The organism is Mycobacterium colombiense CECT 3035 (assembly GCF_002105755.1).
GTDB classification, from domain to species: domain Bacteria; phylum Actinomycetota; class Actinomycetes; order Mycobacteriales; family Mycobacteriaceae; genus Mycobacterium; species Mycobacterium colombiense.
Genome location: NZ_CP020821.1, coordinates 2875321 through 2897974 on the forward strand (window position 1 = coordinate 2875321; position 22654 = coordinate 2897974).

The following is a 22654-nucleotide window of genomic DNA, read 5'->3' on the forward strand; positions in this document are numbered from 1 at the left end:
AACGCACATCAGTCACGGAAGCGCCAGCATTCGATCGAAATGGCCTAGCCGAGAACGGGAAAGCGTCGTTCGCGAGCCAGCCCGTCCAGGGCGGCCTGCATGGCCGAACGGACGTGTGCGTCGATGTCGGTGACCTCTGGCGTGTCGCCGAATTGCGCGGCGACGTCGATCGGCTGCAGTACTTCGCTGACGATCTTGGTGGGCAACGGCAGGTTCGGCGGCAAGATCATGCTGAGCCCGAAGGGAAAGCCCCAGGTGATCGGCAGAATGTCGGACCGCCACCGCGACAGGCCCAACCGCTTCGCCAGCCAGCTGCCGCGGGTGAGGAACAACTGGCTTTCCTGCCCGCCAATGGAGACCATCGGCACGATCGGCACGCGCGCGTCGATCGCCGACCTGATGTATCCGGTGCGGCCATTGAAGTCAACGACGTTCTCCGCCAACGTCGGCCGGTAGGCGTCGTAGATCCCGCCCGGAAACACCAGCACCACGCCGCCGGACCGCAGCGCTCGCGCCGTGTTTTTCGAGGTGGCGCGAATGACCCCGAGTCGGCCCAACCATCCCGACATCGGCCCGACGAACATCCCGTCGTGCCCGAGCGTGTACAGCGGACGCCCGTAGCCGAACCTGCGGTAGAAGGCCGCGGCGAAGATCAGCACGTCCGGCGTGAGCATGCCGCCCGAGTGGTTGCCGACGATCAGGGCACCGCCATCGGACGGCAACGAATCCAGCCCACGCACATCGAAGCGAAACCAGGCCCGCGCCAACGGTTCTACCGCACCGACCATGCGTTCGGTGAAGCCCGGGTCCCACTCGCCGATTTCGCGGTCACTCACGAAATCGGCGTGAATTCGAGGTGCAACTCGCTCAGACCCCGCATCTGCCACGTCGGGTCGTAGGTGTAGCGGCGGGCGTCCGGCGGCCCGTGCTCGCCCTCCGTGATGGCGATGTCCGCCATCCGGTCGAGTATGCGGTTCAGCGAGATTCGCCCTTCTGCGCGGGCCAACGGTGCGCCCGGGCAGGAGTGATTGCCGCGGCCGAAGGCCACGTGCTCGCGCACGTTCGGCCGGTCGATACGGAACTCGTCGGGCTGCTCGAACTTTCGCGCGTCGCGGTTGCTCGCGCCGGGCAGCAGCATCACCGTGCTGCCCGCCGGGATGTCGGTGTCACCGATGGACGTCGTCGTGCGGGCCATCCGGAAGTGGCACTTGACCGGACTCTCCATGCGCAGCGTCTCTTCGACGAAATTCGGTATCCGGCTGCGGTCTTCGCGGAGCAGCTTCTGCAAGTCCGGGTTCTCGGCCAGCGTGCGGACGCCGAAGCTGAGCAGCTTGGTCGTGGTTTCCTGGCCGGCCGCGAACAGGAATGTCGCCAGCCGGACGACGTCGATGACCTCGGGGGTCGAGCCGTCGGGGTACTTCGCCTGGGCCAGCTCGGTCAACACATCTTCGCGTGGTTGCCGGCGGCGTTCGGTGATGTGGGTGGTGAACTTGTCGTCGAGGTATTCCAGCGGATTGTGCGCGCGCGTCACCGAGTCGTCCTCGACCCCACCGGAGAATTTGCCCGAGAACACATCCCGAAACTCTTCGTGGTCCTCCACGGGTACTCCCAGGAGGTCGGCGATCACCAACCCGGAGAACGGCCGCGCATAGTCGTCGAGGAATTCACAGCTGGCGCGGGACAAGAACTCGTCGAGCTGCTGATCGGCGAGCCGCCACATGAAGTCTTCATTTTCCTTGAGCCGCTTGGGTGTCAGCAGGCGGCTGAGCAGACCTCGCGTCCGGGCGTGCTCCGGTGGATCTTGAGTCACGATGTGTTCGCTCATCGGGATCTGCGAGCGATGTTGTTCGATCAAGCTGCCGATGTCGTCGCCCTCGGGCTCGAACGGCAACCCCGAAAACGGCCCGGCGACCGAGACACACGACGAGAACGCCGGATCTTTGTAGACGGCGAGCGCCTCGGCGTGTCCCGTGACCGCCATGACGCCCTGATCGGGTCGCGGCAGCACCGGGCAGCGCGCCCGCAGATGATCGAAGTAGGGGTACGGGTCCGGGATCAGGGACACGTCAGTGAAGAAATCAACCTTCTCGAATTCGCTCAACAGGACTCCTAGGCATCCACGTAACCGCCCCCACCAACGTCAGCCCGGGCGACGTAACCTCTCCTGCCAATCTAGAGCTGAACAAATATTAGGTCAAGCCAGCGGTCCCGGACGCGGCCGCGCGATCGCCAACTGCGCGCGACACCTGCCGCACCGTCGGCGCTGTTGACGCCAGTTCTTCGGCGTGGTGTACGGCGACGGTCACCTGCAGTTCATTTCTGTTGGGTCGACGGCGCATATGGTCCCCGGATGTGAGCACTCCTGCACCCGGGCCCGGTTGGTGGCTGGCGTCAGACGGCACGTGGTACCCCCAGCGATGGGAGAGCACCTTCATCTCGTACACCCATGAGTCGTTGGAAGCGGTCTTGGAACAGGCGAACCGCCTGACGACGACCTACGGCGAGCAGGGCTGGGAAATCGTGGGATCCTCGGTGCAACGCACCCAAGTTGCCCACCGATTCAAGGAATACGATAGGGGCGGTGACCACTATTTCGAGTGGAGCATCGTCTGCACACTCAAACGGCCGCTGCCGCCGGGTCACACCAAGATTGCCGCCAAGGTCGCGATCAAACCCGAAAACCGCAACCCTGACGGCAATCTCGTCGAAGGGTGATTCCTAGCCGGCGGGGTAGGCCACCGACTTGATCTCGGTGTACTGGTCGAATCCGGCGATACCGTTCTGGCGTCCGATACCGCTTTCCTTGTAGCCACCGAACGGTGTGTCGGCGCCGTACGGGGCGCCGCCGTTGACACCCATGAAGCCGGCCTTGATCCGGCGGGTCACCGACAGCGCACGTTCGAGCGAACCCGCAAACACGTTGCCGGCCAACCCGTACACGCTGTCATTGGCGATCCGGATCGCGTCCTCCTCGTCGTCGAACGGGATGACCGACAGCACCGGGCCGAAGATCTCCTCCTGCGCGATGGTCATCTTGTTGTCGACGTTCGTGAAAAGCGTTGGCCTGATGAAATATCCCTTGTCGAAACCGGTTTCGGCACCGGGCCCGCCGACCAGGGGCGTGGCGCCCTCTTCGACGCCCTTCTTGATGTAGTCCGTCACGCGGTCGAACTGTCGTTGCGAGATCACCGGTCCACACAGCGTTGCGGGGTCCTGCGGGTCGCCGCACGTAACGTTCTCGTAGATGTTCCTGAGGATCTCGACGCCCTCGTCATACCGGGACCGCGGCAGCAGCAGCCGGGTCGGGTTGGCGCAACCCTGACCGGCGTGCATGCACGGCGCGATGCCGACCATGCACGCCGTCCCGAAGTCGGCGTCCTCCAGCACGATGGTGGCCGACTTGCCGCCGAGCTCCAGGAACAGCCGCTTCATGGTCGCGGCGCCCTTTTCCATGATCCGCTTGCCGACCACCGTCGAGCCGGTGAACGAGATCAGGTCGACCTTGGGCGACAGCGTGAGCTCCTCACCCACGAAGTGGTCCGACGCGGTGACGACGTTGACGACGCCCGCGGGGATGTCGGTCTTCTCGGCGATCAGGCGGCCGAGCCGGTTCGCGTTGAACGGCGTGTTCGGTGCCGGCTTGAGCACCACGGTGTTGCCGGTGCCCAGCGCCTGCCCGAGCTTGTTGAGGGTGACCTCGAACGGGAAGTTCCACGGCACGATCGCACCGACCACGCCGACCGGTTCCCGCCACACCTTGCGGGTGGTCAGCGCGCCGGTCAGGCTGATCACCTTGTCGCCCAGGTCGGTTTCCCACGCGTACTCGTCGATCAGACGTGCGGGGTACTTCAGCCCGTCTTCCAGCGGCGCGTCCAGCTGGGGTCCGAACGTGATGGCCCGCGGGGAGCCGACCTCGAGGATGAGCTCCTCGCGCAGCTCGTCGATCTCGGACTCGATCGCCTCGTGCAGCTGCAGCAGGCAGCGCTTGCGCAACTCCTTATTGGTCGACCAGTCGGTCTCGTCGAAGGCGCGCCGGGCGGCGTCGATGGCCCGGTGCATGTCCTCCTTCGACGCGTCCGAAACCTCGCCGAGCGACTCCTCGGTGGCCGGGTTGATGTTGGTGAAGGTGCCGGCCTGGCCCTCGACGAGCTTGCCGTCGATCATCATTTTCGGCTCGAAGCGGACCTTTACAGCCTCAGTCATATCTGTCACTCTCTTCTGGGTCGTTGAGGGGCTACGGAGAGCCTTACCGGAAACTAGCCGATTGGCAAGTTGCAGCCGCTACCGGGCTGGTTATTGGGGGTCGAACAGCACCGGGACCGACGTCGGCGACCGGAAGACCTGGCCGCGAATGTGCGGGTCGTCGCCCTCGGGGTCCAGCCGCAGGTTCGGCAACCGGTCGAGCAGCAGGTTGATGGCGGTGCGCATCTCGAGCCGCGCCAGGTGCATGCCGAGGCAGACGTGCACGCCGTGCCCCCAGCCCAGGTGTGCCCGGGCCTCGCGGTGGATGTCGAACGTGTCCGGATCGGGATAACGATCCTCTTGCCGGTTCGCCGAACCGAGCATCGGCATCACCGTCGCCCCGGCCGGGATCGCCACGCCGCCGAGTTCGGTGTCGCGGGTGGCGACCCGGGTGATGGTCAACAGGGGTGATTCCCAGCGCACGCCCTCCTCGATCGCCTGAGGCAGGAGTGATCGGTCCGCACGGATCGCGTCCAATTGCGCCGGGTCCTTCAATAGCGCCAACAGCAGGCTGCCCAGCGACCGGTACGTCGTCTCGACACCGGCGGGCAACAGCAGTCGAAGGAACGAGAAGATCTCCTCGTCCGCCAGCTTCTCCCCGTCGATCTCGGCCGCGGCGAGCGCGCTGATCAGGTCGTCCTTCGGCTCGGCACGGCGGGCCTGCAGGATCGGCGCGAAGTACTCGCACAGGGCGGCCGAGGCCGCAAGCCCGCGCTCCGGGTTCATCAACCAGCTCAACAGCGAGATCGACCACCGCTGGAACTGCGGGTAGTCCTCCTCGGGCAGGCCCAGCAGGCCGGCGATGATCTGGCTCGGGTAGTCGAAGGTGAACTCCTTCACCAGATCCGCTCTGCCGTTGGGCGCGAACTTGTCGATCAGGCCATTGGCCACGCGGCCAACCAGCTCGTCCTGCCAGCGTGCTAAAGACTTCTGCGAGAACGCCTTTGAGACCAAAGAGCGCAACCGGCCATGGATCGGTTCGTCCATGCCGAGCATGACACCCTCACCCAGCACCGGGCCGAACGCGGCGATCACCGCCGACGACGAGAACGTCTCGTTGTCGCGCAGCATCTGCTGAATGTCCTCGTGTCGATACACGATGAACATCGGCAGCCCTTCCTCGTGCGGCAGGGCTCCCGAAGTCTCCAGTCGCTGCACCGGTTCCTCACGGCGAATCCGCGCCAGTTCGGTGTACGGATCACGCACGTCACCGGATATCGCGTCATCGAACGCGCCGAAGTCCTCCAGATCGTCAAAAAGCTGTTCCATGATTGCCCCTTCAATCCCCTTGCGGTGCCGCATTCTTTTGCGACGAGAATCGCCCCGCCACTGCGGCCAAGCGTTGCAGTACCGGCTGCGGAAGAACACGGGCGATGAAGACCATCGCCTTTTGACTTGTCGTCAACGGCCACGCGCCATCGCGCATCGAACCCTGCCGGGGTATGCCCAGAACGATCCGCGACACGTGGTGCATGCCCGACGCCGGCAGAATCCTGTTGGCCACCAACAGCATCGAGGCGTCCGGCCCGATACCCCGGCGGCGGAATGCTCCCCGGTCATCGACCGCCTTGAGCAGGCCGTCGGTGAACCGCTCCGGTGGGCGCGCCATTTTCATCGCGAAGCGCCCACGGCTGTTCATGGTGTTGTGTAGCCGGGCGTACGGGCCGCCGAAGTTGCGGTTGTCGGTGGCGCCGGCGTCGGTGATGATCTCGGTGTCATACGTGCCGGCCACCAGGACGGTGACACCGAGACCGAACGGCGCGATCTCGCACGCCATCGACTCCCCCCACCGTTCCAGCGCTCCCTTGGCCGCGGAGTACGGCGCGGTGGCGGGCTGGCCCCGCACCCCGGCCGCGCTGGACACCAGGACGATTCGCCCCTGCCCCGCCGCCCGCATCGACGGCAGCAGGGCCTGGGTGAGCGTGACGGGGCCCAGGACGCTGGTGGCTAGCATGCGCTGCCACAACGCCATGTCGGTCTCCTCCACCATTCCGGCGGCGGAGATACCCGCGTTGTGCACCAGTGCGTACGGTGCGCCCACGGCTTCTTCGATTGTCTTGGCCGCCGCGGCGATCGACGCGCTGTCGGTCAGGTCGAGTTGGACGCCGATCAGCCGTTCGTCGTCGAGGGCGGCACCGGTAGCCGCGCGCAGCAGCGGCATTCCCTGGTCGGGGGTGCGCATGGCCGCGACCACGCGCCACCCCTCCGTATACATCCGCACCGCCGAGGCGAAGCCCAGTCCGCGGGACGCGCCGGTGATGACGATCGTGCGCGGCTCAGCCATGCTGGCCCGCCTTGTGGTCCTGGACAGCGCAGGGACCCTCACCGGGCGGGGGAGGATCGACGTGCGGCCGTCCGTTGGGCTCCCCGCTCGCCCAGGTCGACCAGATGCCGACGGAGTACGGGCCCTGGGCGCCCGCCTTCTCGTAATATCCTTGCGGGTCATACACTTTCGCCTCCGGGTACGGCCACGGGCACGCGACCGAGGTGGCGGCGTGGCTGACCTTGATGACCCAGAACCAGCCGCCGTAGGCGAAGTAGGACACGTTGATGATGACGAACATCACCAGGAAGGTGCCGAGCACCGGCCGCGACGGGAACAACTTCGCTTTCGCGGCAAGCTTTTCCGCCACCGACTTCCCGGTGTCGTCGCGGTAGCACAGGATCGCGGCCGGCACCATCACGAAGCACACCGAGAACGATTCCCAGATCAGCGGGAATTGGAAGGTGGTGCCGGTGAACACCGATCCCCACGGGATCACCTGCGAATAGATGTACATGCCCCAGTGGATCAGGATGTTCTCCAGGAAGGCATCGAAAACGAACCCGATCGCCAGCGTGATCAGGCCGAGGCTGACCAGGGGATGCCGCGACACGTAGCTGGTGGGCCCGTACTTGGCCTGCAGCCTGCGCAGAATCCAGACCGCGGGGAAGTAGGGCCCGAAGTAGAACATCACGTAACCGAAGACCACGAACGGTTCGACCGTCGGCGACAGCGACACCAGTGGCCAGGATTCGGGCCAGTGCACGAGATCGGGGTTGTAGACCGCGAACGGCGACCAGTTCATGATCGGGTCCTGCCACACGATCAGCGTGGTGCACAGGAACATCAACATCACCGGGCTACCGGGATTGCGGCGCCAGCCCCTGATGAAGACGACCAACAACACGACCAGCGCCGCGACCGTGGCCCAGTCCAGGAACCCGATGTAGTCCAGACCGAACGTGAATCTGACCGGTCTTGGCCGGCCCTGCACGTTCGGGTTCGCGACGCGAGGGTCAAGGGCCACACGGCAATTCGCGATGAAGAACAATGCGAAGGCGGCCAGCGCCGCCCCGGCGATCCAACCGCCCCAGCCGCGCTTGGCTTTTCGCTGCGGGGCGGCCGGTTCCTCCTGCGCGGCAGGCGGTGTGGTTTGTTCCGTGGACATCAGTCTTCCTCTCCGAAGCGATCCACCAGATGCGAGTTGATGCCGTCGGCGTCGAGCGTGCGTGCCACCAGATAACCGGCGCCCATCCAGGCCCGGCGGGTCCATTTGCCGAACGACACTCGCGTGCCGGGCGCACCGGACGCGGCGGGCATCATCTTGACCCGCTCCAGCGCCTCTTTGACGCCCCGCGGGCTCAACGGATGGGCGTCGGTGAACGCGCGCACGAGCGTCGCGGCGACGTCGCGGTTGACCACGGTCACGCAGAACTCAGGACGACTGCCGTTGTACTTCTTCGCGTAGCTGTCGAGAAAGTCCTGGCCGATTTTGTTCGCCTCGTCGTACTGGTCGACACCGATCCAGCCCATGAACGCGTTCCACATGATCGGGTTGACCCAGGCGTTCTGCCACGCCGTCGTGGTGAAGCGGGGCGGGTCCCATCCGAGGGACTCGAGAGCCGGGTTGATGAACACGATTCCGAAACCGAAGCCCAGGTGCACGATCGCCTCGGCCTTCGCCTCATGCAGCGTCTGCACGGCCGCGTTGATGTCCTGAGCCGTCTGCGCGATGGCAACCTCCGCGACGATCCGAATGCCTTTGCGCCGGCACGCAGTTCGCAGGTTCTTCAGGTAGCTCTCACCGATGAGGCTCTGCTCGACCAGCACACCGATGTCGGTGAGCCCGCGTTTTGCGATGAGGTCGGCCAAAAAGATCGGTTCATCGGTCATCGATCCCTGCGGGAAGGCGAACGTCCACTCGCCCAACCAGTCGTCGGTGCCGGTCACGCTGATCGCGGGTACCTTGAACCGCTCCTCGATCGCCTCACGCAACGGCACGCAGTTGTCGGTGATGTTCGGGCCGAAGACCACGAGGCAGCCCTCGTCGACCAGTTCGCCATAGGCGTCGATCACCGCCTTGACCGAACCCTTGGGTAGCCCCTCCACCTCGCGATAGATCATCTGCACGGGGCGGTCCATCAGGCCCTGGGCGACGGCCTCTTCGAAGATGAGGTCGAACGTCTGGGTGAAGGAGGCGAACAGGTCCTCGGGAAAACCCGGCGGCAGCTTGAAGTCCATCAGGTAGCCGACCTTGATCGGCTCTGCGCTGCTCTCGTAGGACATCCGACCTCCCAGGTGACTGAATTGCGCGCGCCGATCCGAAAAACCTAATATTTGTTCAGACCCTAGCGGGGGCGGTATGCAGCGTCAATCATCGGACCCGCCGGACCCGTCCGTACCCAGGTAGATCTGGATCATCTCGCCCAGCGCCTTGCCCACCGCCACGTCGTCGGTCAGCGGGCCTGCGATGGCGGCACGGGCGGCCTCCCGCATGCTCAGGCCCTCGGCGACCAGCCTGCCCGCGGCGATCAGCACCCGAGTGGAGGCCACCTCACGCAGCCCGCCCGTTTCCAGCCGGCGGATGGCCTGCCCGAACCGGACCAGCTCGGCCGCGGTGGCCCCGTTGACGCCCGCCTCGTGCGCGACGATGCCCTCTTCGATATCGGCTGCGGGAAAGTCGAATTCGATGGCCACCATGCGCTGCCTCGTCGAATCCTTGAGATCCTTCAGCACACTCTGATAGCCGGGGTTGTAGGACACCACCAGGCCGAATCCTGGCGCCGCGTCCAGCGTGACGCCGAGGCGCTCGATGGGCAGCTGTCGCCGGTGATCGGCCAGCGGATGCAGTACCACCGTGGTGTCCTGCCGTGCTTCCACCACCTCGTCGAGATAGCAGATCGCGCCTTCCCGCACCGCCCGGGTCAGCGGGCCGTCCACCCACACCGTCTCGTCGCCGCGCAACAGGTAGCGGCCGACCAGGTCCGCCGTGGTGAGGTCGTCATGGCAGGCGACGGTGACCAGCGGCCGTCCCAGGTCGTGGGCCATCGCCTCGACGAATCGGGTCTTGCCGCATCCGGTCGGACCCTTCAGGACCAACGCCAGGCCCTGGCGGTAGGCCGCCTTGAAAACGGCCTCTTCGCCGCCGACCGCTTGGTAGTAGGGCCGCACTTCTTCCTTTCCGTCCGCGTCGGACGGACCGCCGTTGAAGTATGCAAGCCCGGACTCGTTGGCCATAGCTTCCCTTCTGCTACTCCCGGCGACTTGAGCCTAACCGGAACAGATGTTTGTTTTCAAGTGCCCTGACGGACGGCGTTGACGTTCTCGCGCGCCAACTGTGTTCTGGGACTTGGCATCACCGATATCCTGCGGCGTACCTCCGCCGAGCGCAGGGCGGATCGGAATAGCGGTCCGATCACACCGGCGAGCTGATCGGGGCGCGCGACGGTGGCGTGCGCCGTGCTGCCGAACACCCGGCGCAGCGATGCCACGTCGGTTCCCGCGCCGATCGTCAGACACACGCAACCGGTCCCCCGGCGGCGGGCCTCGGTCAGCGCGCGGCGCGCGTCCGCGGCACCGTACGCCCGCTCGTATCCATGGTCATAGGCCAGTCCGTCGGAGAGCACCACCAGCAGCCGCCGCGACGTGCCGCCACGCGCCTCCAGGGTCGCCGAACCGTGCCGGATCGCCGCGCCCAGTCGTGAATACGCGCCGGGTTCCAGGCTGTTGAGCCGCCGGATGACCTGGGCGTTCAGGTGGTCGTCGAACCGCTTCACCGGCACCATGCTCACCGCGCGACGGCCCTGCGAGTAGTACGCGTACAGCGCAACGCGGTCACCCAGGTCGTGCAGCGCCACGGTCAGGTTGGCGACGGCCGCACGCTGTTGTTCGTGCACCGTGCGCCCGACCGTTCCGGGTTCGCCCGACGAGCCCGACACATCGAGCAGCAGCAGCACCGACAGGTCGCGACGGCGCCGCAAGCTGTCGAGGTACACGGCCTCGTCGGGCACCGATCCGGCCCGCACCTCGACCCGGGCCTCGACGGCCGCGTCGATGTCGATGTCGTCGCCCTGCGACTGCCGGTGCCGACGGTGCAGGCCCATGCCGAGCCGCGACAGCGGCCGCCGCACGCCGATGGCGTCGTCGATGGCCTGGGTTGCCGACGCTTTGATCTGCGGCTCGACCTCGCGCACCGTGCACCACGAAGGCCGGTAGCTCTTGCGCGCGACGTCCCATTCCGGATACCGCACCCCGTCCACGGCAGTTTGGCCCTCGTGATCGGCGTCCCCGTCCTCGCCACCGGAGGTCGAGGCCAGCGATGTCACGGCGTACGCGCCGCGCTTACCGGAGTTGGTGCGATGGGTCGGGTTGTCCGCGCCGGGCGGCCCGCCGCCACTTCCGGTCTTGCGCGCCGACGAGAGCATCTTCTTCAGCCACTTGCCGATGAATCCGCCACCGCCAACCGGGCTGGTGAACAGGTCGGGATCGTCGGAGTCGTCGACCTCGCCGTCGTCGAGCTCCTCGAGTTCCGTTGTGCCATCACGCCGCGGCACATGGCCGGCCTTCGCCTCTTCGTCTTGTTTGGCCACCCGGGCGCACGCGGACATCACCTTTGCCGCGTGGATCACGCCGAACTCCGGCGCCGGGTCTTGCAGCGCCACCCGTGCGGCGGCAATGTCGAGCGACGCGTTGGGCGAATCGCTGCGACCCGCCATGTCGCGGTCGCCCAGCGACGCCAAAACACTTGGTAGCAAAGGGGCATTGGCGACCAGTGCGCGGTGGGCTTCGACCGAGAGGTAACGCTTGGCCAGCTTGCGCCGGCGAACCAACGCGCCCACCACATCGGGCTCCAGGCTGCCGGCGGCGATCATCGACGCCTGCACGGCTACGGCTTTCAGTTGCGCGCGCGGCGCCGCCGCGGCATCGACGTGAATCGTCTGGCCGTCGGTCCATGCCGGTTCGCCCGGTGGAAGCCCGGCGACCGCGACGGCCCGGCCCGCGAGCGCGGAGGCGAGCATGCCCAGGGCCTGCAGTCGGTCGGCACGGGCGCCGTCCTCCACGCTCAACCTCCCAATTGTTGACCAAATATCTGTTCCACCGTAAAGTCCGGCTGCACAGCAGTCAATGAATCAGGAGCACACGATGATTGACTTCACCGGCCAGGTGGCGGTGGTGACCGGGGCCGGTCGGGGACTCGGTCGGCTGTACGCGCTGGACCTGGCCCGCCGCGGTGCCGCCGTAGTGGTCAACGACCTCGGCGGATCGATGCGCGGCTTACCCGGCGAAGGCGTCGACAAAGGTGTCGCCGATGAGGTGGTCGACGAGATCAAGCAGTCCGGCGGCCGGGCGATCGCCTCGTACGACTCCGTGGACAGCCCGGCCGGCGGGCAGGCGATCATCGATGCGGCCGTGGACGCGTTCGGTCGCCTCGATGCGGTCGTCAGCAACGCCGGCATCTTCGGCACCGTGCCCTTCGAGGACCTCTCGCACGACGACTGGACGCGGATGCTGCGCGTGCATCTCGACGGCGGCTTTCACCTGTCCCAGCCCGCGTACCGCGTGATGAAGAACAACGGCGGCGGACGATTCGTGTTCATCTCGTCCTCCGCCGGAATCTTCGGTCAACCGATGGAGGCCCACTACGCGGCGGCCAAGGCCGGGCTGGTCGGGCTGACGAACGTCATTGCCATCGAAGGCGAAGCGCACGGAATACTCGCCAATTCCGTTATGCCCACCGGGTTCTCGCGAATGGTCACCGAGACGGTCGGCGACGAGAAATTCCTTGCCGAATCGGGTTTCATGCAAGCCATCCGGCCCGAGCTCGTCGTGCCGCTGGTGACGTTTCTGGCCAGCACGTCCTGCACGTTCACCCACCGCAACTATTCCGCGGCCGCCGGCCGCTACGCGCGGGTGTTCGTCGGCCTCACCGAAGGCTGGCTCGCCGACGCCGAAAGCCGGCCCACTGCCGAGGATATCGAGGCCCATCTCGAGCAGATGTCTGCGACAAAGAAGTTCATCGTGCCGGCGTCGATCGTCGACGAGGTGCTGGAAGTGTGTGAGCGACGCGGTGTCAGCCCGATGCCGGGCAACGCCGAGATCACGTTCCCGAATCCCGCGGGGCGTGGATGACGAATCGCACGAACGCTCGCGGCGTCACGCCTGCCCGCCGAACATCGTTGACCAGTTATCCACCCAACCGTAGAGTCCGGCTTGGTCAGGGTTTACGACGCTGAAGACAGAGGAACGTGGACTTTTCATATCCCGCGGACGTGGAACGGTTCCGCAGCGAGCTGCGTGACTGGCTCTCGCAGAACCTGACCGACCAGCTGGTGGCCGCGCGCCGGCCCACCGGCCGCGACGACGCCGCGTTCGAGATGTTGCGCGAGTGGAACGCGACGATGGCCGACGCGGGATGGGCCGCCGTGTCCTGGCCGCCCGAATACGGTGGCCGCGGCGCGACGGTGCTCGAGCAGCTGGTCTACACCGAAGAGACCACCCGCGCCCGAGCTCCCATGCCGCTCAATGTGATTGGGATCAACAACATCGCACCGGCAATCATGCAATACGGCACCGAGCAACAGAAGCTCACGCTGCTTCCCCGCATGATGCGCGCCGACGAGATCTGGTGTCAGGGCATGTCGGAGCCAGAGGCGGGATCAGACCTCGCGGCGCTGCGCACCCGCGCCGTGCGGGACGGTGACGACTTCGTGGTCAACGGCCAGAAGATCTGGACCTCACTGGGGCATCGGGCCGACTGGTGCCAGCTCTACGTGCGCACCAATCCCGAGGCGCCCAAGCACAAGGGGATCTCCTGCCTGATCGTCGATATGACGCTGCCGGGCATCGAGGTGCGTCCGCTGGTCACGCTCAACGGTGACGCCGATTTCGCCGAGGTCTTCTTCCACGACGTGTCGGTGCCGGCGGACGCGTTGCTCGGCCCGCTCAATGCGGGCTGGCAGGTGGCCACCACCACGCTCAGCCACGAGCGCGCCGGGGCCGCCAGGCTGTACGCGGAGATGCAGGTGCGCCTCGAAGAGCTGGTCGACGATCTGGCCGCCGCCGGCACCGGCGCGCTGGACGATCCGGTGACACTGCGGCGCCTCGGCGAAATCGCGGTCCGCATCAAGTATCTCGAGGTCCTGTGTCAGCGGTCGATCTCGGCGACGCTGCATGGCGGTGACGCACTGGGGTCGGCCAGCCTCGCCAAGACCGTGTGGGGCGAGATCGGCCAGGACCTGGCCGCGCTGGCCTTCGACGCTCTGGGCACCCGGGGCGCCGGCGCGCCGTGGGCGAACTACCGCCTGACGTCGCGGTCGCTGACCATCGCGGGCGGCACCACGCAGATCAACAAGAACATCACCGCGCAACGAGTGCTGGGGCTGCCGCGCAAATGAACCTCGAACTCACCGACGAACAGGTGGCGTTGCGCGACACCACGCGGCGCTTCCTCGCCGAGAAGGCACCGATTTCGCGACACGTGCGGGCGCTGCTCGACGATCCGGCCGGGACGGACGAGGCGGTCTGGCGGGGCCTCGCCAACCTCGGAACCACCGGCCTGCTGGTGCCCGAGGAGTACGGCGGCGCCGGCATGACGATGGTCGAGGCCGGAATCGTCGCCGAAGAGCTGGGCGCCGCGCTGCATCCGGGGCCGTGGTTGTCGACGGCGGTGGCCGCCGCGCGGGCGCTGACCCGGCTCGGGGACGACGACGTCGCCCCGAAGTTGTTGCGCGGCATCGCCGACGGCACCACGGTGGCCACCGTTTGCTTCCCGGACCCGGCACCCACCTCGATCGCCGCGGGCCGACGCGACGACACGATCGTTTTACGCGGCGAGATCGCCGCGGTGCCCGACGCCGCTGCCGCCGATGTTCTGCTCGTGGTGGCCGAAGACGACCACGGCACCGCGCTTTTCGCGGCGCGGCGCGGCTCCATCGGGTTGTCGCTCACTCCCGAACACGGCATCGACCACACCCGCAAGCGGTTCCGCGTCACGTTCGACGCGGTACCCGCGCAGCGACTCGCCGCGGCGCCCGCGGACGACCTGACGGCGGTGATCGACGACGTGCTGATCGCCACCGCGGCCGACGCGTTGGGCGCCGCGCGCGCCATCATGGACCTGGCCGTCGAATACGCGAAAAGCAGAACACAATTCGGCCAGCCGATCGGCTCCTTCCAGGCCGTCCAGCACCTGTGTGTGGACATGTTCGAGACCGTCGAGCTGGCCCGCAGCGGGGTGATCCACGCGCTGTGGGCCAGCGACGCTTTCCCAGGCGCCGACGGTGGCGAAGAGCGTCATCTCGCCGCCCTGCGCGCGAAGGCGTTCGCCGGGCGACTGGCCACCGTGGCCGACACCGCCATCCAGGTGTTCGGTGGGATCGGCTACACCTGGGAGCACGACGCTCACCTCTACCTCAAGCGCCTGCTGAGCTGGAGCGCGTTGCGCGGCGGCCCCGACGAATACCTCACCGAACTCGGAGCGCGCCTTGCCAAGAGGGGCGGGCAGTGATGGATATCGAATGCCTCGTCGTCGCATGCGACCACTGGAACGGCCACCCGCTCTAGAATGGGGCTTTCACCGCTTTGTGCAGCGCATTCAGCGCGGGCAGTCTGATAGCCTCTAACAAAGATTTGGTTCGGTAAGAGAGGACGAATGCGAATGCTCGCAATCCCGCAATCGTCCGGATTTGCACACCGCTAACCATGGCGAAGGCCGAGTCATTGCGGGCCAGCGGCACAGCTGATTCTCCGAGCCGCCGCGCCGAGATCCTGGCCACCGCCGCGTCATTGATCGCATCCTCGGGACTGCGGACGTCGCTGCAGGAGATCGCTGATGCCGCAGGCATTCTTCCCGGCAGCCTGTACCACCACTTCGAGTCCAAAGAAGCCATTCTCGTCGAGCTGATCCTGCGCTACCAGGAGGATCTGGAGCGCATCGGGCGGTCCGCGCAGGAGAGGCTGGACGGACCCGACGCTCGTCCGGTCGCCGACCAGATCATCGAGCTGGGGTCGGCGATCGCCAACTGCGCCGTCGAACACCGCGCGGCGTTGCAGATGTCGTTCTACGAGGGACCGGGCACGGACCCGGAGCTGACAAAGCTGACGCAGCAGCGCCCCGTCGCCATCCAGGAGGCGATGCTGCAGACGCTGCGGGCCGGCCGGTGGAGCGGCTACATCAGAACCGACATCGATCTGCCGACGTTGGCCGATCGAATCTGCCAGACCATGCTGCAGGTCGGCCTCGACGTCATGCGCCACACTTCATCGGCCAACCAGGTGGCCGAACTGCTGTGCCGAATAATCTTGCAGGGCTTAGCAACTCGGCCGCCTACCGACTCGGCGCTGGACCGCTCGAACGCCTTTGCCGCCGCCGAGAACGTCATCGCGACGTGGTCCGACGACAGCGATGCGGACCCGAGTGACAAGGCGGCGCTGGTGCGCGCGGTGGCGCGGACGGAATTCGGCCGCAGGGGATACGAGGTCACGACCATCCGGGACATCGCCTCGGCGGCCGGTCTGGGCACCGGCACGGTGTACCGGGTGATCGGATCGAAGGACGAACTGCTGGACTCGATCATGCGCTCGTTCGGCAAGAAGGTGGAGGCGGGCTGGATCAGCGTGCTGCGTTCCGACGCCACACCCACCGAGAAGCTGGACGCGCTGAGCTGGGTGAACGTCAATGCGTTGGACCAGTTCTCCGACGAGTTCAGGATTCAACTGGCCTGGATGCGGCTGTCGCCGCCGACCGCGAACCCGGGCTGGTCCTACACGACACGCCTGCGACAGATGAAATCGCTGCTCTCCGAAGGGCTCCGCTCGGGCGAGATCGCGATGGACGCGCCGTCGACCGCGATGCTGGCGCGCTGCCTCATCGGCTTGCAGTGGATTCCGGAGAACATCCTCGTCGAGATCGGCAAACGCCCCGCTTTGCTGCACGTTCGCGACACCGTCCTGCGCGGCGTCGCCGTCCGCGGCAAGTAAGCCCAATTAACCGCCCCGGTATTGAACCAAATAACTGTTACCCATACAGTTGAGCAGTTAGAACCGCGTTGGCATTATCCGAGAAGGGGATTTCCATGACCATTGTCGATCGGTTGCGCTACGACGGCAAGCGCGCTCTCATCGTTGGTGGCGCGACTGGCATGGGCGCCGCGGCGGCCAAGTCAGCGGCCGAGCTGGGTGCCGAAGTCATCGTGATGGACTACGCGCCGGTGGACTACAAGGTCGCCCAGTCCGTCCAGGTGGACCTGCGCGACCCCGCGTCGATCGATTCCGCCCTCGAACAGATCGACGGCCCGATCCACGCGGTGTTCTCCGCCGCCGGCGTCGCCGACGGCACGATCGACCTGATGAAGATCAACTTCATCGGCCACCGCCACCTCATCGACCGGCTGCTGGAACAGGACAAGCTCCCCAACGGCTCGGCCATCTGCTTCATCTCCTCGGTGGCCGGCATGGGCTGGGAGAACGATTTGGACCTGATGCTGGAATTTTTGGCCACGCCTGACTTCGCCGCGGCCGAGGCCTGGTGCCAGGCACACGAGGCCGAAGGGATCAACCACTACGGCACCAGCAAGAAGGTGATCAACACCTACGTCGCCACCCAGGGCTATCCGCTGGCGAAGAAGGGCATTCGGATCAACGCCATCTGCCCGGGACCGACCGACACCCCGCTGGCCCAGGCGAACGCGGACCTGTGGCTGTCCTTCGCCCAGGACTACCGCGACGAAACCGGCTCGAAGGTGCACACCCCCGAGCAGATGGGCGACGTGATGACCTTCCTCAACAGCGAGGCGGCCTGCGGCATCAGCGGGATCACGCTGCTGGTGGACTCCGGACACACGATGGCCTCGATGACGGGTGCCTACGCGCCCGGCAAGCCGATCATCGACATCATCATGGGCAAGGTCAAGCTCTAGGGGGTTACCGCCGCGCTACCGTCGGGGCATGGCAAAAGTCATCGTCATCGGCGGCCACGGCAAGGTCGCGTTGCACCTGGCCCGCATCCTGACCGAGCGCGGCGACGGGGTGAGCTCGGTCTTCCGCAATCCCGACCACTCCGGCGATATCGCGGCCACCGGCGCCGAGCCGATAGTGGCCGACATCGAGCGGCTCGACACCGGCGCGCTGGCCGCATTGATCAGCGAGCACGACGCGGTTGTCTTCTCGGCCGGCGCGGGCGGTGGCAACCCCGAACGCACCTATGCCGTCGACCGCGACGCGGCGATCCGGGTTATCGACGCGGCCGCACGGGCGGGCGTCAAACGGTTCGTGATGGTGTCCTACTTCGGTGCGCGCCCGGATCACGGTGTGCCGCAAGGTGATCCGTTCTTCGCCTATGCCGAGGCCAAGGCCGCCGCAGATGCGCACCTGCGAGACAGCGACCTGGACTGGACGGTGCTGGGTCCCGGCCGGCTCACGCTGGAACCCGCGACCGGCAAGATCACCGTCGGTGAGAAGGGCAAGGGGGAGGTGTCGCGCGCCGACGTTGCGCTCGTCGCGGCCGCCGCGCTGGCCGACGATTCGACCATCCGGCGGACGATCGAATTCAACAACGGCGACATCCCGATCGCGGACGCCTTGGCAGGCTGATTAAACTTCATCTCGCAGCTGGTTTGCCGGCGCGCCGCAGCACGCGGTGCCGGCATCGAGCGAAGCGGGATGTTAGTCCAGCTTCGTAAGAGGGAACCCGGTGAGAATCCGGGACTGTCCCGCAACGGTATGCAGGAACGACCGCCGTCAGAGTTTTTGGCAAGCACTGGTCGCAAGACTGGGAAGCGACGGCCATTAGGAGCACCACGGAGTGCGCGCCTGCGAGTCCGGAGACCTGCCAGCTGTGCCGGGCGCGCCGCGTCCGGCGGCTCATCGCCTCGAGGAATGGGCGTTAGGCTGCAGCCGTTGCGGGTTAGTACCTGGGTACGCACCGCTAACGGATCGGCTGCACGTCCGCCGGCGGTGACCACCACGCCAATTGAAGGACGAATATCGTGACCCCCCAAGCATTCACCGCAACTGTTGTCGGCTCGCCGCGCATCGGCCCCAAGCGCGAACTCAAGCGCGCCACCGAGGGCTACTGGGCCGGACGCACCAGCCGGGCCGATCTGGAAAAGGTCGCCGCCACACTGCGCCGCGACACCTGGAAGGGCCTGCTCGACGCCGGGCTGGACTCCGTGCCGGTGAACACCTTCTCCTATTACGACCAGGTGCTCGACACCGCGGCCATGCTGGGCGCGCTGCCGGCCCGGGCCGCGCAGGTCGCCGACGACCTGGACCGCTACTTCGCGGCGGCGCGCGGCAACAAGGACGTCGCGCCGCTGGAGATGACCAAGTGGTTCGATACCAACTACCACTACATCGTTCCGGAGATCGGGCCGTCGACAGAGTTTTCACTGAACCCGAACAAGGTGCTCTCGGAGCTGAAAGAGGCTCTCGAGCAAGGGATTCCAGCGCGCCCGGTGATCATCGGACCGGTCACGTTCCTGCTGCTGAGCAAGGGCGTCGACGGCGGCGGCCCGCCGATCGAGCGGCTGCAGGAGCTAGTGCCGATTTACTCGGAGCTGCTGTCGCTGCTGGCCGACAACGGCGCGCAATGGGTCCAGATCGATGAGCCCGCGCTGGTCACCGACATCTCCCCCGACGCCCCTGCTTTGGCCGAGGCCGTCTACAACAAGCTGGGTTCGGTGAGCAACCGGCCGGCCATCTACGTCGCCACCTACTTCGGTGACCCCGGCGCCTCGCTGGCCGGGCTGGCCCGCACGCCCGTCGAGGCGATCGGCGTCGACCTGGTCTACGGCGCCGACACCGCGATCGCCGCGGTGCCCGAGCTCGCCACCAAGACGGTGGTGGCCGGCGTCGTCGACGGGCGCAACATCTGGCGCACCGACCTGGAGGCGGCGCTGGGCAAGCTGGAGACGCTGAAGGGTTCGGCCGCCAACGTCGCGGTCTCGACGTCGTGTTCGACGCTGCACGTGCCGTACTCGCTGGAGCCGGAGACCGGCCTCGACGACGCGCTGCGCAGCTGGCTGGCGTTCGGTCAGGAGAAGGTCGCCGAAGTGGTGACGCTGTCGCGCGCGCTGCACGAGGGCCGCGACGCCGTCGCCGGGGACATCGAGGCCTCCAACGCCGCGGTGGCGTCCCGCCGCAAAGACCCGCGGCTGCACAACGACGACCTCCGGGCCCGCATCGACTCGATCGTCGCATCGGGGACGCACCGGGGTGACGCCGCCGGGCGCCGCGCCAGCCAGGACGCACGGCTGCACCTGCCGCCCCTTCCGACCACCACCATCGGGTCGTTCCCCCAGACCGTCGAGATCCGCAAGGCGCGCGCCGCGCTGGTCGCCGGGGAGATCGATGAGGCCGAGTACCAGAGGCGGATGAAGCAGGAGATCGCCGACGTCATCAAGCTGCAGGAGAGCCTCGGGATCGACGTGCTGGTGCACGGCGAGCCGGAGCGAAACGACATGGTGCAGTACTTCGCCGAGCAGCTGGACGGCTTCTTCGCCACCAAGAACGGCTGGGTGCAGTCCTACGGCAGCCGCTGCGTGCGGCCACCGGTGCTCTTCGGCGACGTGATCCGCCAGCGCCCGATGACGGTGGAGTGGGCCAAGTATGCGCAGTCGCTGACCGACAAGCCGGTCAAGGGCATGCTGACCGGCCCGGTGACGATCCTGGCGTGGTCGTTCGTCCGCGACGACCAGCCGCTGGCCGACACGGCCAACCAGGTGGCGCTGGCCATCCGCGACGAGACCGTGGACTTGGAGGCCGCGGGCATCGCGGTGATCCAGGTCGACGAGCCCGCGCTGCGTGAGCTGCTGCCGCTGCGCCGGGCCGACCAGGAGGAGTACTTGCGTTGGGCCGTAGGGTCTTTCCGCCTGGCGACCTCGGGCGTCGCGGACTCCACCCAGATCCACACCCACCTGTGCTACTCGGAATTCGGTGAGGTGATCGGAGCGATCGCCGACCTGGACGCCGACGTGACGTCCATCGAGGCGGCCCGCTCACACATGGAGGTGCTGGACGACCTGAATTCGATCGGCTTCTCCAACAGCGTGGGCCCGGGCGTCTACGACATCCACTCGCCGCGGGTGCCGAGCACGAAGGAGATGGCCGAGTCGCTGCGCGCGGCCCTGCGGGCGGTGCCGGCCGAGCGGCTGTGGGTCAATCCCGACTGCGGGCTGAAGACCCGCAACACCGACGAGGTGAACGCGTCGCTGAAGAACATGGTCGCCGCCGCCGCGGAGGTCCGGGCGAACGCTTAGGATTTCTCGAGCGTAAGCCCACTGTGATTTCCGGGCGATTATTTCGCAGTGGGCTTACGCTCGCGGACCTACTCCGGCTGCTCCGATACCACCTGCACCGGAACGTCGTCGGCCCAGGGTTGGCGGACGACCATGTCGGCGACCCGGACGATGCCGCGCTCGAATTCCCCCGTGGCCGCGTCGACCAGCCGGTACGTCTGGGTCTGCTTGTGAATCGGTTGCGCGTCGAGCAGCACCACGCGGACCTCGCCCGGTTCGAAGTGGCAGCGCTCCTGCAGGGCGGCGATCAGTTGCTCGTTGTGCATGTGGCCGTCGCCGAAGTTCCAGCCGATGGCGGTGCTGCAGATCCGCTCACCGTCGGTGATGACGTAGTCGTCCTCGTTCTGGCCCGCCATCGCTCGGTGCGCCAGCGTGAACAGCGCGCGGCCGTGAGTGTTGAAGCCGCGGAACGCATATCCCATGTAGATGGGGATCTGCGCCGCCTCGGGGCTGCCGTAGAACCGCTCCAGCTGGGCCTGCGGCATGCTGGCGATCGCCACGATGCCCCTGCCGATCTTGTCGTTGGCCGATCCCTTGATGCACCACAGCGTGGTGTCCCAGTTGCCTGCGTAGTAACGCATCCCGGGCAGGAACGAGATCTTGCGCGGAAACATGTTGCCCAACACGACGATTCCCGCGATGACGACGAACAGGACCGCCACCACCACCGGGTGCCGCAGGTCGCGCAGCCCGATGTGGGTGTGCGCGACGAACAGCGACAACACCCCGAAGATCATGAAGACGTTCCACTCCAGGGGCACGCCCATCGGGATCGAGACCAGGATCCCCAGATGGAAACAGACCATCGCGATGGCCGCGATCGTGACGGGCCAGCCGCCGTGACAGAAGAACAGCGGTAACGGCACCAACATCTCGATGGCGGTGCTCAGGTGCGCCAGCCATCGCGACAGCCGTCCGGGCCGCAGATCATCCGGGAAGCTCTCGAAGAAGCGCCGTTTCAGCCAGCGGGGCCGCACCAGCGGGTTGTTGGACATCATCGTGGAGATGACGAACGGAAAGTGTTTGTTGAGCTTGGATGTGGCCGCGCCCATCCATATCACCAGGAACACCACCTTGGACCCGACGATCATGTCGGGCGCGGCGAACAGGAACGTCACCGCCATGGTTGCGTACACCTCGCCGCGGGCGGCCAGGAAGATCACCTTGTCGCGCAGCCCGACCACCGCCAGCAGCAACAGGATCAGCACGATCTTCCACGCGGGCAGCAGCCCGATCGTGGTGCCTAATTCGGGTATCGGCCCGGTGCCGTCGGCGAACAGCGCCGCCAGGGTCACCAGTAGGAACAGCGCGTAGAGCGCTACGTCGACCGGTTTGCGCTTGGTGCCCTTGGTGAGCGGGACCCGATCCGGCCACGGTGGCAGCCGGATGGTGCCGAAGCGCATCCAGTACAGGATCGAGCCCATCGGCGGGAAGAACCGGTTGTTCAACGGGCCGAAGCCGCAACCCAGCCCGATCACCTCGAAGAGCATCGTGTAGAGAACCACCTTCTCGAACACGATCGGCTCCGACCACCACGATGCGACGCGGGTGAAGCCACCGAGGCCGTCGGTCGCCGAAGCGAACAGCCATGCGCCGAGGATGTACAGCAGGATCTTGACGACATAGAACAGATGCAGCACGACCGGCGTACCGAAGCCCACCTCGGCCCAGTGCTTGGCCATCGGCCGGATCTTCTCGCTGCGGGTGCCCTTGTTCCATTCGGCCATGTCGAGCTGCGGCAGCTCGGGCTTCAGAAATCCCATGGTTCCACAGACTAGAACGTGTTCTAGGGCTGCGTACTGCAACCGTGCGCAAGAGATCTTTGCCTGCGCCTTTCACGTGGATACCGTTGAAG

Annotated in this window: 18 protein-coding genes and 1 riboswitch; of the genes, 8 read left to right on the plus strand and 10 right to left on the minus strand. The window is 66.5% G+C overall.

The features are described from left to right. Positions 1-44: 44 nt before the first annotated feature. Both B9D87_RS13105 and B9D87_RS13110 read right to left on the minus strand, forming a co-directional pair. On the minus strand, positions 45-788 hold the full coding sequence (locus B9D87_RS13105) for a lysophospholipid acyltransferase family protein (protein ID WP_080598669.1): 744 nt from the start codon (positions 786-788) through the stop codon (positions 45-47). Between the two features lie 44 nt (positions 789-832). Then, entirely contained in the window at positions 833-2101 is a 1269-nt protein-coding gene (locus tag B9D87_RS13110) for a cytochrome P450 (RefSeq protein ID WP_007776452.1), read from the minus strand. A 365-nt stretch (positions 2102-2466) separates the two neighbouring features. On the opposite strand from B9D87_RS13110, the gene B9D87_RS13115 reads away from it, so the two are divergent. Then, positions 2467-2715 (plus strand): hypothetical protein, encoded by a 249-nt coding sequence (locus tag B9D87_RS13115; RefSeq protein ID WP_148664702.1) that lies wholly within the window; start codon positions 2467-2469, stop codon positions 2713-2715. Between the two features lie 3 nt (positions 2716-2718). Here the strand turns inward: B9D87_RS13115 and B9D87_RS13120 are convergent, their stop codons facing one another. The 7 genes from B9D87_RS13120 to B9D87_RS13150 form a co-directional block, all read right to left on the minus strand. Next, entirely contained in the window at positions 2719-4203 is a 1485-nt protein-coding gene (locus B9D87_RS13120; protein WP_040631915.1) for an aldehyde dehydrogenase family protein, read from the minus strand. Between the two features lie 90 nt (positions 4204-4293). Further along, positions 4294-5511, minus strand: a complete 1218-nt coding sequence (locus tag B9D87_RS13125; protein ID WP_007776462.1) for a cytochrome P450 — start codon at positions 5509-5511, stop codon at positions 4294-4296. A gap of 10 nt (positions 5512-5521) precedes the next feature. Then, positions 5522-6526 carry an SDR family oxidoreductase gene (locus tag B9D87_RS13130; protein ID WP_007776465.1) on the minus strand — a complete coding sequence of 335 codons (1005 nt, stop codon included), beginning with the start codon at positions 6524-6526 and terminating at the stop codon, positions 5522-5524. After that, entirely contained in the window at positions 6519-7673 is a 1155-nt protein-coding gene (locus B9D87_RS13135) for a spirocyclase AveC family protein (RefSeq protein WP_007776468.1), read from the minus strand. The genes B9D87_RS13130 and B9D87_RS13135 overlap by 8 nt, the downstream gene beginning before the upstream one ends. Continuing rightward, positions 7673-8791, minus strand: coding sequence for an ABC transporter substrate-binding protein (locus B9D87_RS13140; protein WP_007776470.1), 1119 nt, complete (start codon positions 8789-8791; stop codon positions 7673-7675). Before B9D87_RS13140 ends, B9D87_RS13135 begins: the two co-directional genes overlap by 1 nt. 84 nt (positions 8792-8875) lie before the next feature. Further along, on the minus strand, positions 8876-9742 hold the full coding sequence (locus tag B9D87_RS13145; protein WP_007776474.1) for a CbbQ/NirQ/NorQ/GpvN family protein: 867 nt from the start codon (positions 9740-9742) through the stop codon (positions 8876-8878). 56 nt (positions 9743-9798) lie between these two features. Next, entirely contained in the window at positions 9799-11565 is a 1767-nt protein-coding gene (locus B9D87_RS13150) for a nitric oxide reductase activation protein NorD (protein WP_007776477.1), read from the minus strand. Between the two features lie 82 nt (positions 11566-11647). Here B9D87_RS13150 and B9D87_RS13155 point away from each other — a divergent pair, with 82 nt between their 5' ends. From B9D87_RS13155 to metE, 7 genes are all read left to right on the plus strand, one after another. Next, the gene (locus B9D87_RS13155; RefSeq protein WP_007776481.1) at positions 11648-12634 is read left to right on the plus strand and encodes an SDR family NAD(P)-dependent oxidoreductase; all 987 of its coding nucleotides are present in this window, start codon (positions 11648-11650) and stop codon (positions 12632-12634) included. Positions 12635-12750: 116 nt separating this feature from the next. Continuing rightward, entirely contained in the window at positions 12751-13899 is a 1149-nt protein-coding gene (locus tag B9D87_RS13160) for an acyl-CoA dehydrogenase family protein (protein WP_007776483.1), read from the plus strand. Beyond that, on the plus strand, positions 13896-15011 hold the full coding sequence (locus tag B9D87_RS13165; RefSeq protein ID WP_007776486.1) for an acyl-CoA dehydrogenase family protein: 1116 nt from the start codon (positions 13896-13898) through the stop codon (positions 15009-15011). Before B9D87_RS13160 ends, B9D87_RS13165 begins: the two co-directional genes overlap by 4 nt. A 194-nt stretch (positions 15012-15205) precedes the next feature. Further along, on the plus strand, positions 15206-16483 hold the full coding sequence (locus B9D87_RS13170; protein WP_007776489.1) for a TetR/AcrR family transcriptional regulator: 1278 nt from the start codon (positions 15206-15208) through the stop codon (positions 16481-16483). A gap of 95 nt (positions 16484-16578) precedes the next feature. Continuing rightward, positions 16579-17421, plus strand: coding sequence for an SDR family oxidoreductase (locus B9D87_RS13175; RefSeq protein WP_007776490.1), 843 nt, complete (start codon positions 16579-16581; stop codon positions 17419-17421). A gap of 28 nt (positions 17422-17449) precedes the next feature. Further along, positions 17450-18094: an SDR family oxidoreductase gene (locus tag B9D87_RS13180; protein ID WP_007776494.1), complete on the plus strand. Its 645-nt coding sequence runs from the start codon at positions 17450-17452 to the stop codon at positions 18092-18094. A gap of 49 nt (positions 18095-18143) precedes the next feature. Beyond that, a riboswitch (cobalamin riboswitch) is annotated at positions 18144-18351 on the plus strand. Between the two features lie 138 nt (positions 18352-18489). Next, positions 18490-20760 (plus strand): 5-methyltetrahydropteroyltriglutamate--homocysteine S-methyltransferase, encoded by a 2271-nt coding sequence (gene metE / locus B9D87_RS13185; RefSeq protein ID WP_007776496.1) that lies wholly within the window; start codon positions 18490-18492, stop codon positions 20758-20760. Between the two features lie 68 nt (positions 20761-20828). Here metE and B9D87_RS13190 read toward each other — a convergent pair whose 3' ends face one another. Then, entirely contained in the window at positions 20829-22562 is a 1734-nt protein-coding gene (locus tag B9D87_RS13190; RefSeq protein WP_007776499.1) for a DUF3556 domain-containing protein, read from the minus strand. Between the last annotated feature and the right edge of the window lie 92 nt (positions 22563-22654).

Bases quoted from the DNA above. Each gene is read 5' to 3' on its own strand.
- B9D87_RS13130 (WP_007776465.1), bottom strand. From the start codon at position 6,526: ATGGCTGAGCCGCGCACGATCGTCATCACCGGCGCGTCCCGCGGACTG.
- B9D87_RS13145 (WP_007776474.1), bottom strand. From the start codon at position 9,742: ATGGCCAACGAGTCCGGGCTTGCATACTTCAACGGCGGTCCGTCCGAC.
- B9D87_RS13135 (WP_007776468.1), bottom strand. From the start codon at position 7,673: ATGTCCACGGAACAAACCACACCGCCTGCCGCGCAGGAGGAACCGGCC.
- B9D87_RS13175 (WP_007776490.1), top strand. From the start codon at position 16,579: ATGACCATTGTCGATCGGTTGCGCTACGACGGCAAGCGCGCTCTCATC.
- B9D87_RS13165 (WP_007776486.1), top strand. From the start codon at position 13,896: ATGAACCTCGAACTCACCGACGAACAGGTGGCGTTGCGCGACACCACG.
- B9D87_RS13140 (WP_007776470.1), bottom strand. From the start codon at position 8,791: ATGTCCTACGAGAGCAGCGCAGAGCCGATCAAGGTCGGCTACCTGATG.
- B9D87_RS13180 (WP_007776494.1), top strand. From the start codon at position 17,450: ATGGCAAAAGTCATCGTCATCGGCGGCCACGGCAAGGTCGCGTTGCAC.
- B9D87_RS13105 (WP_080598669.1), bottom strand. From the start codon at position 788: ATGGTCGGTGCGGTAGAACCGTTGGCGCGGGCCTGGTTTCGCTTCGAT.
- B9D87_RS13155 (WP_007776481.1), top strand. From the start codon at position 11,648: ATGATTGACTTCACCGGCCAGGTGGCGGTGGTGACCGGGGCCGGTCGG.
- B9D87_RS13190 (WP_007776499.1), bottom strand. From the start codon at position 22,562: ATGGGATTTCTGAAGCCCGAGCTGCCGCAGCTCGACATGGCCGAATGG.
- B9D87_RS13120 (WP_040631915.1), bottom strand. From the start codon at position 4,203: ATGACTGAGGCTGTAAAGGTCCGCTTCGAGCCGAAAATGATGATCGAC.
- B9D87_RS13125 (WP_007776462.1), bottom strand. From the start codon at position 5,511: ATGGAACAGCTTTTTGACGATCTGGAGGACTTCGGCGCGTTCGATGAC.
- B9D87_RS13170 (WP_007776489.1), top strand. From the start codon at position 15,206: ATGGCGAAGGCCGAGTCATTGCGGGCCAGCGGCACAGCTGATTCTCCG.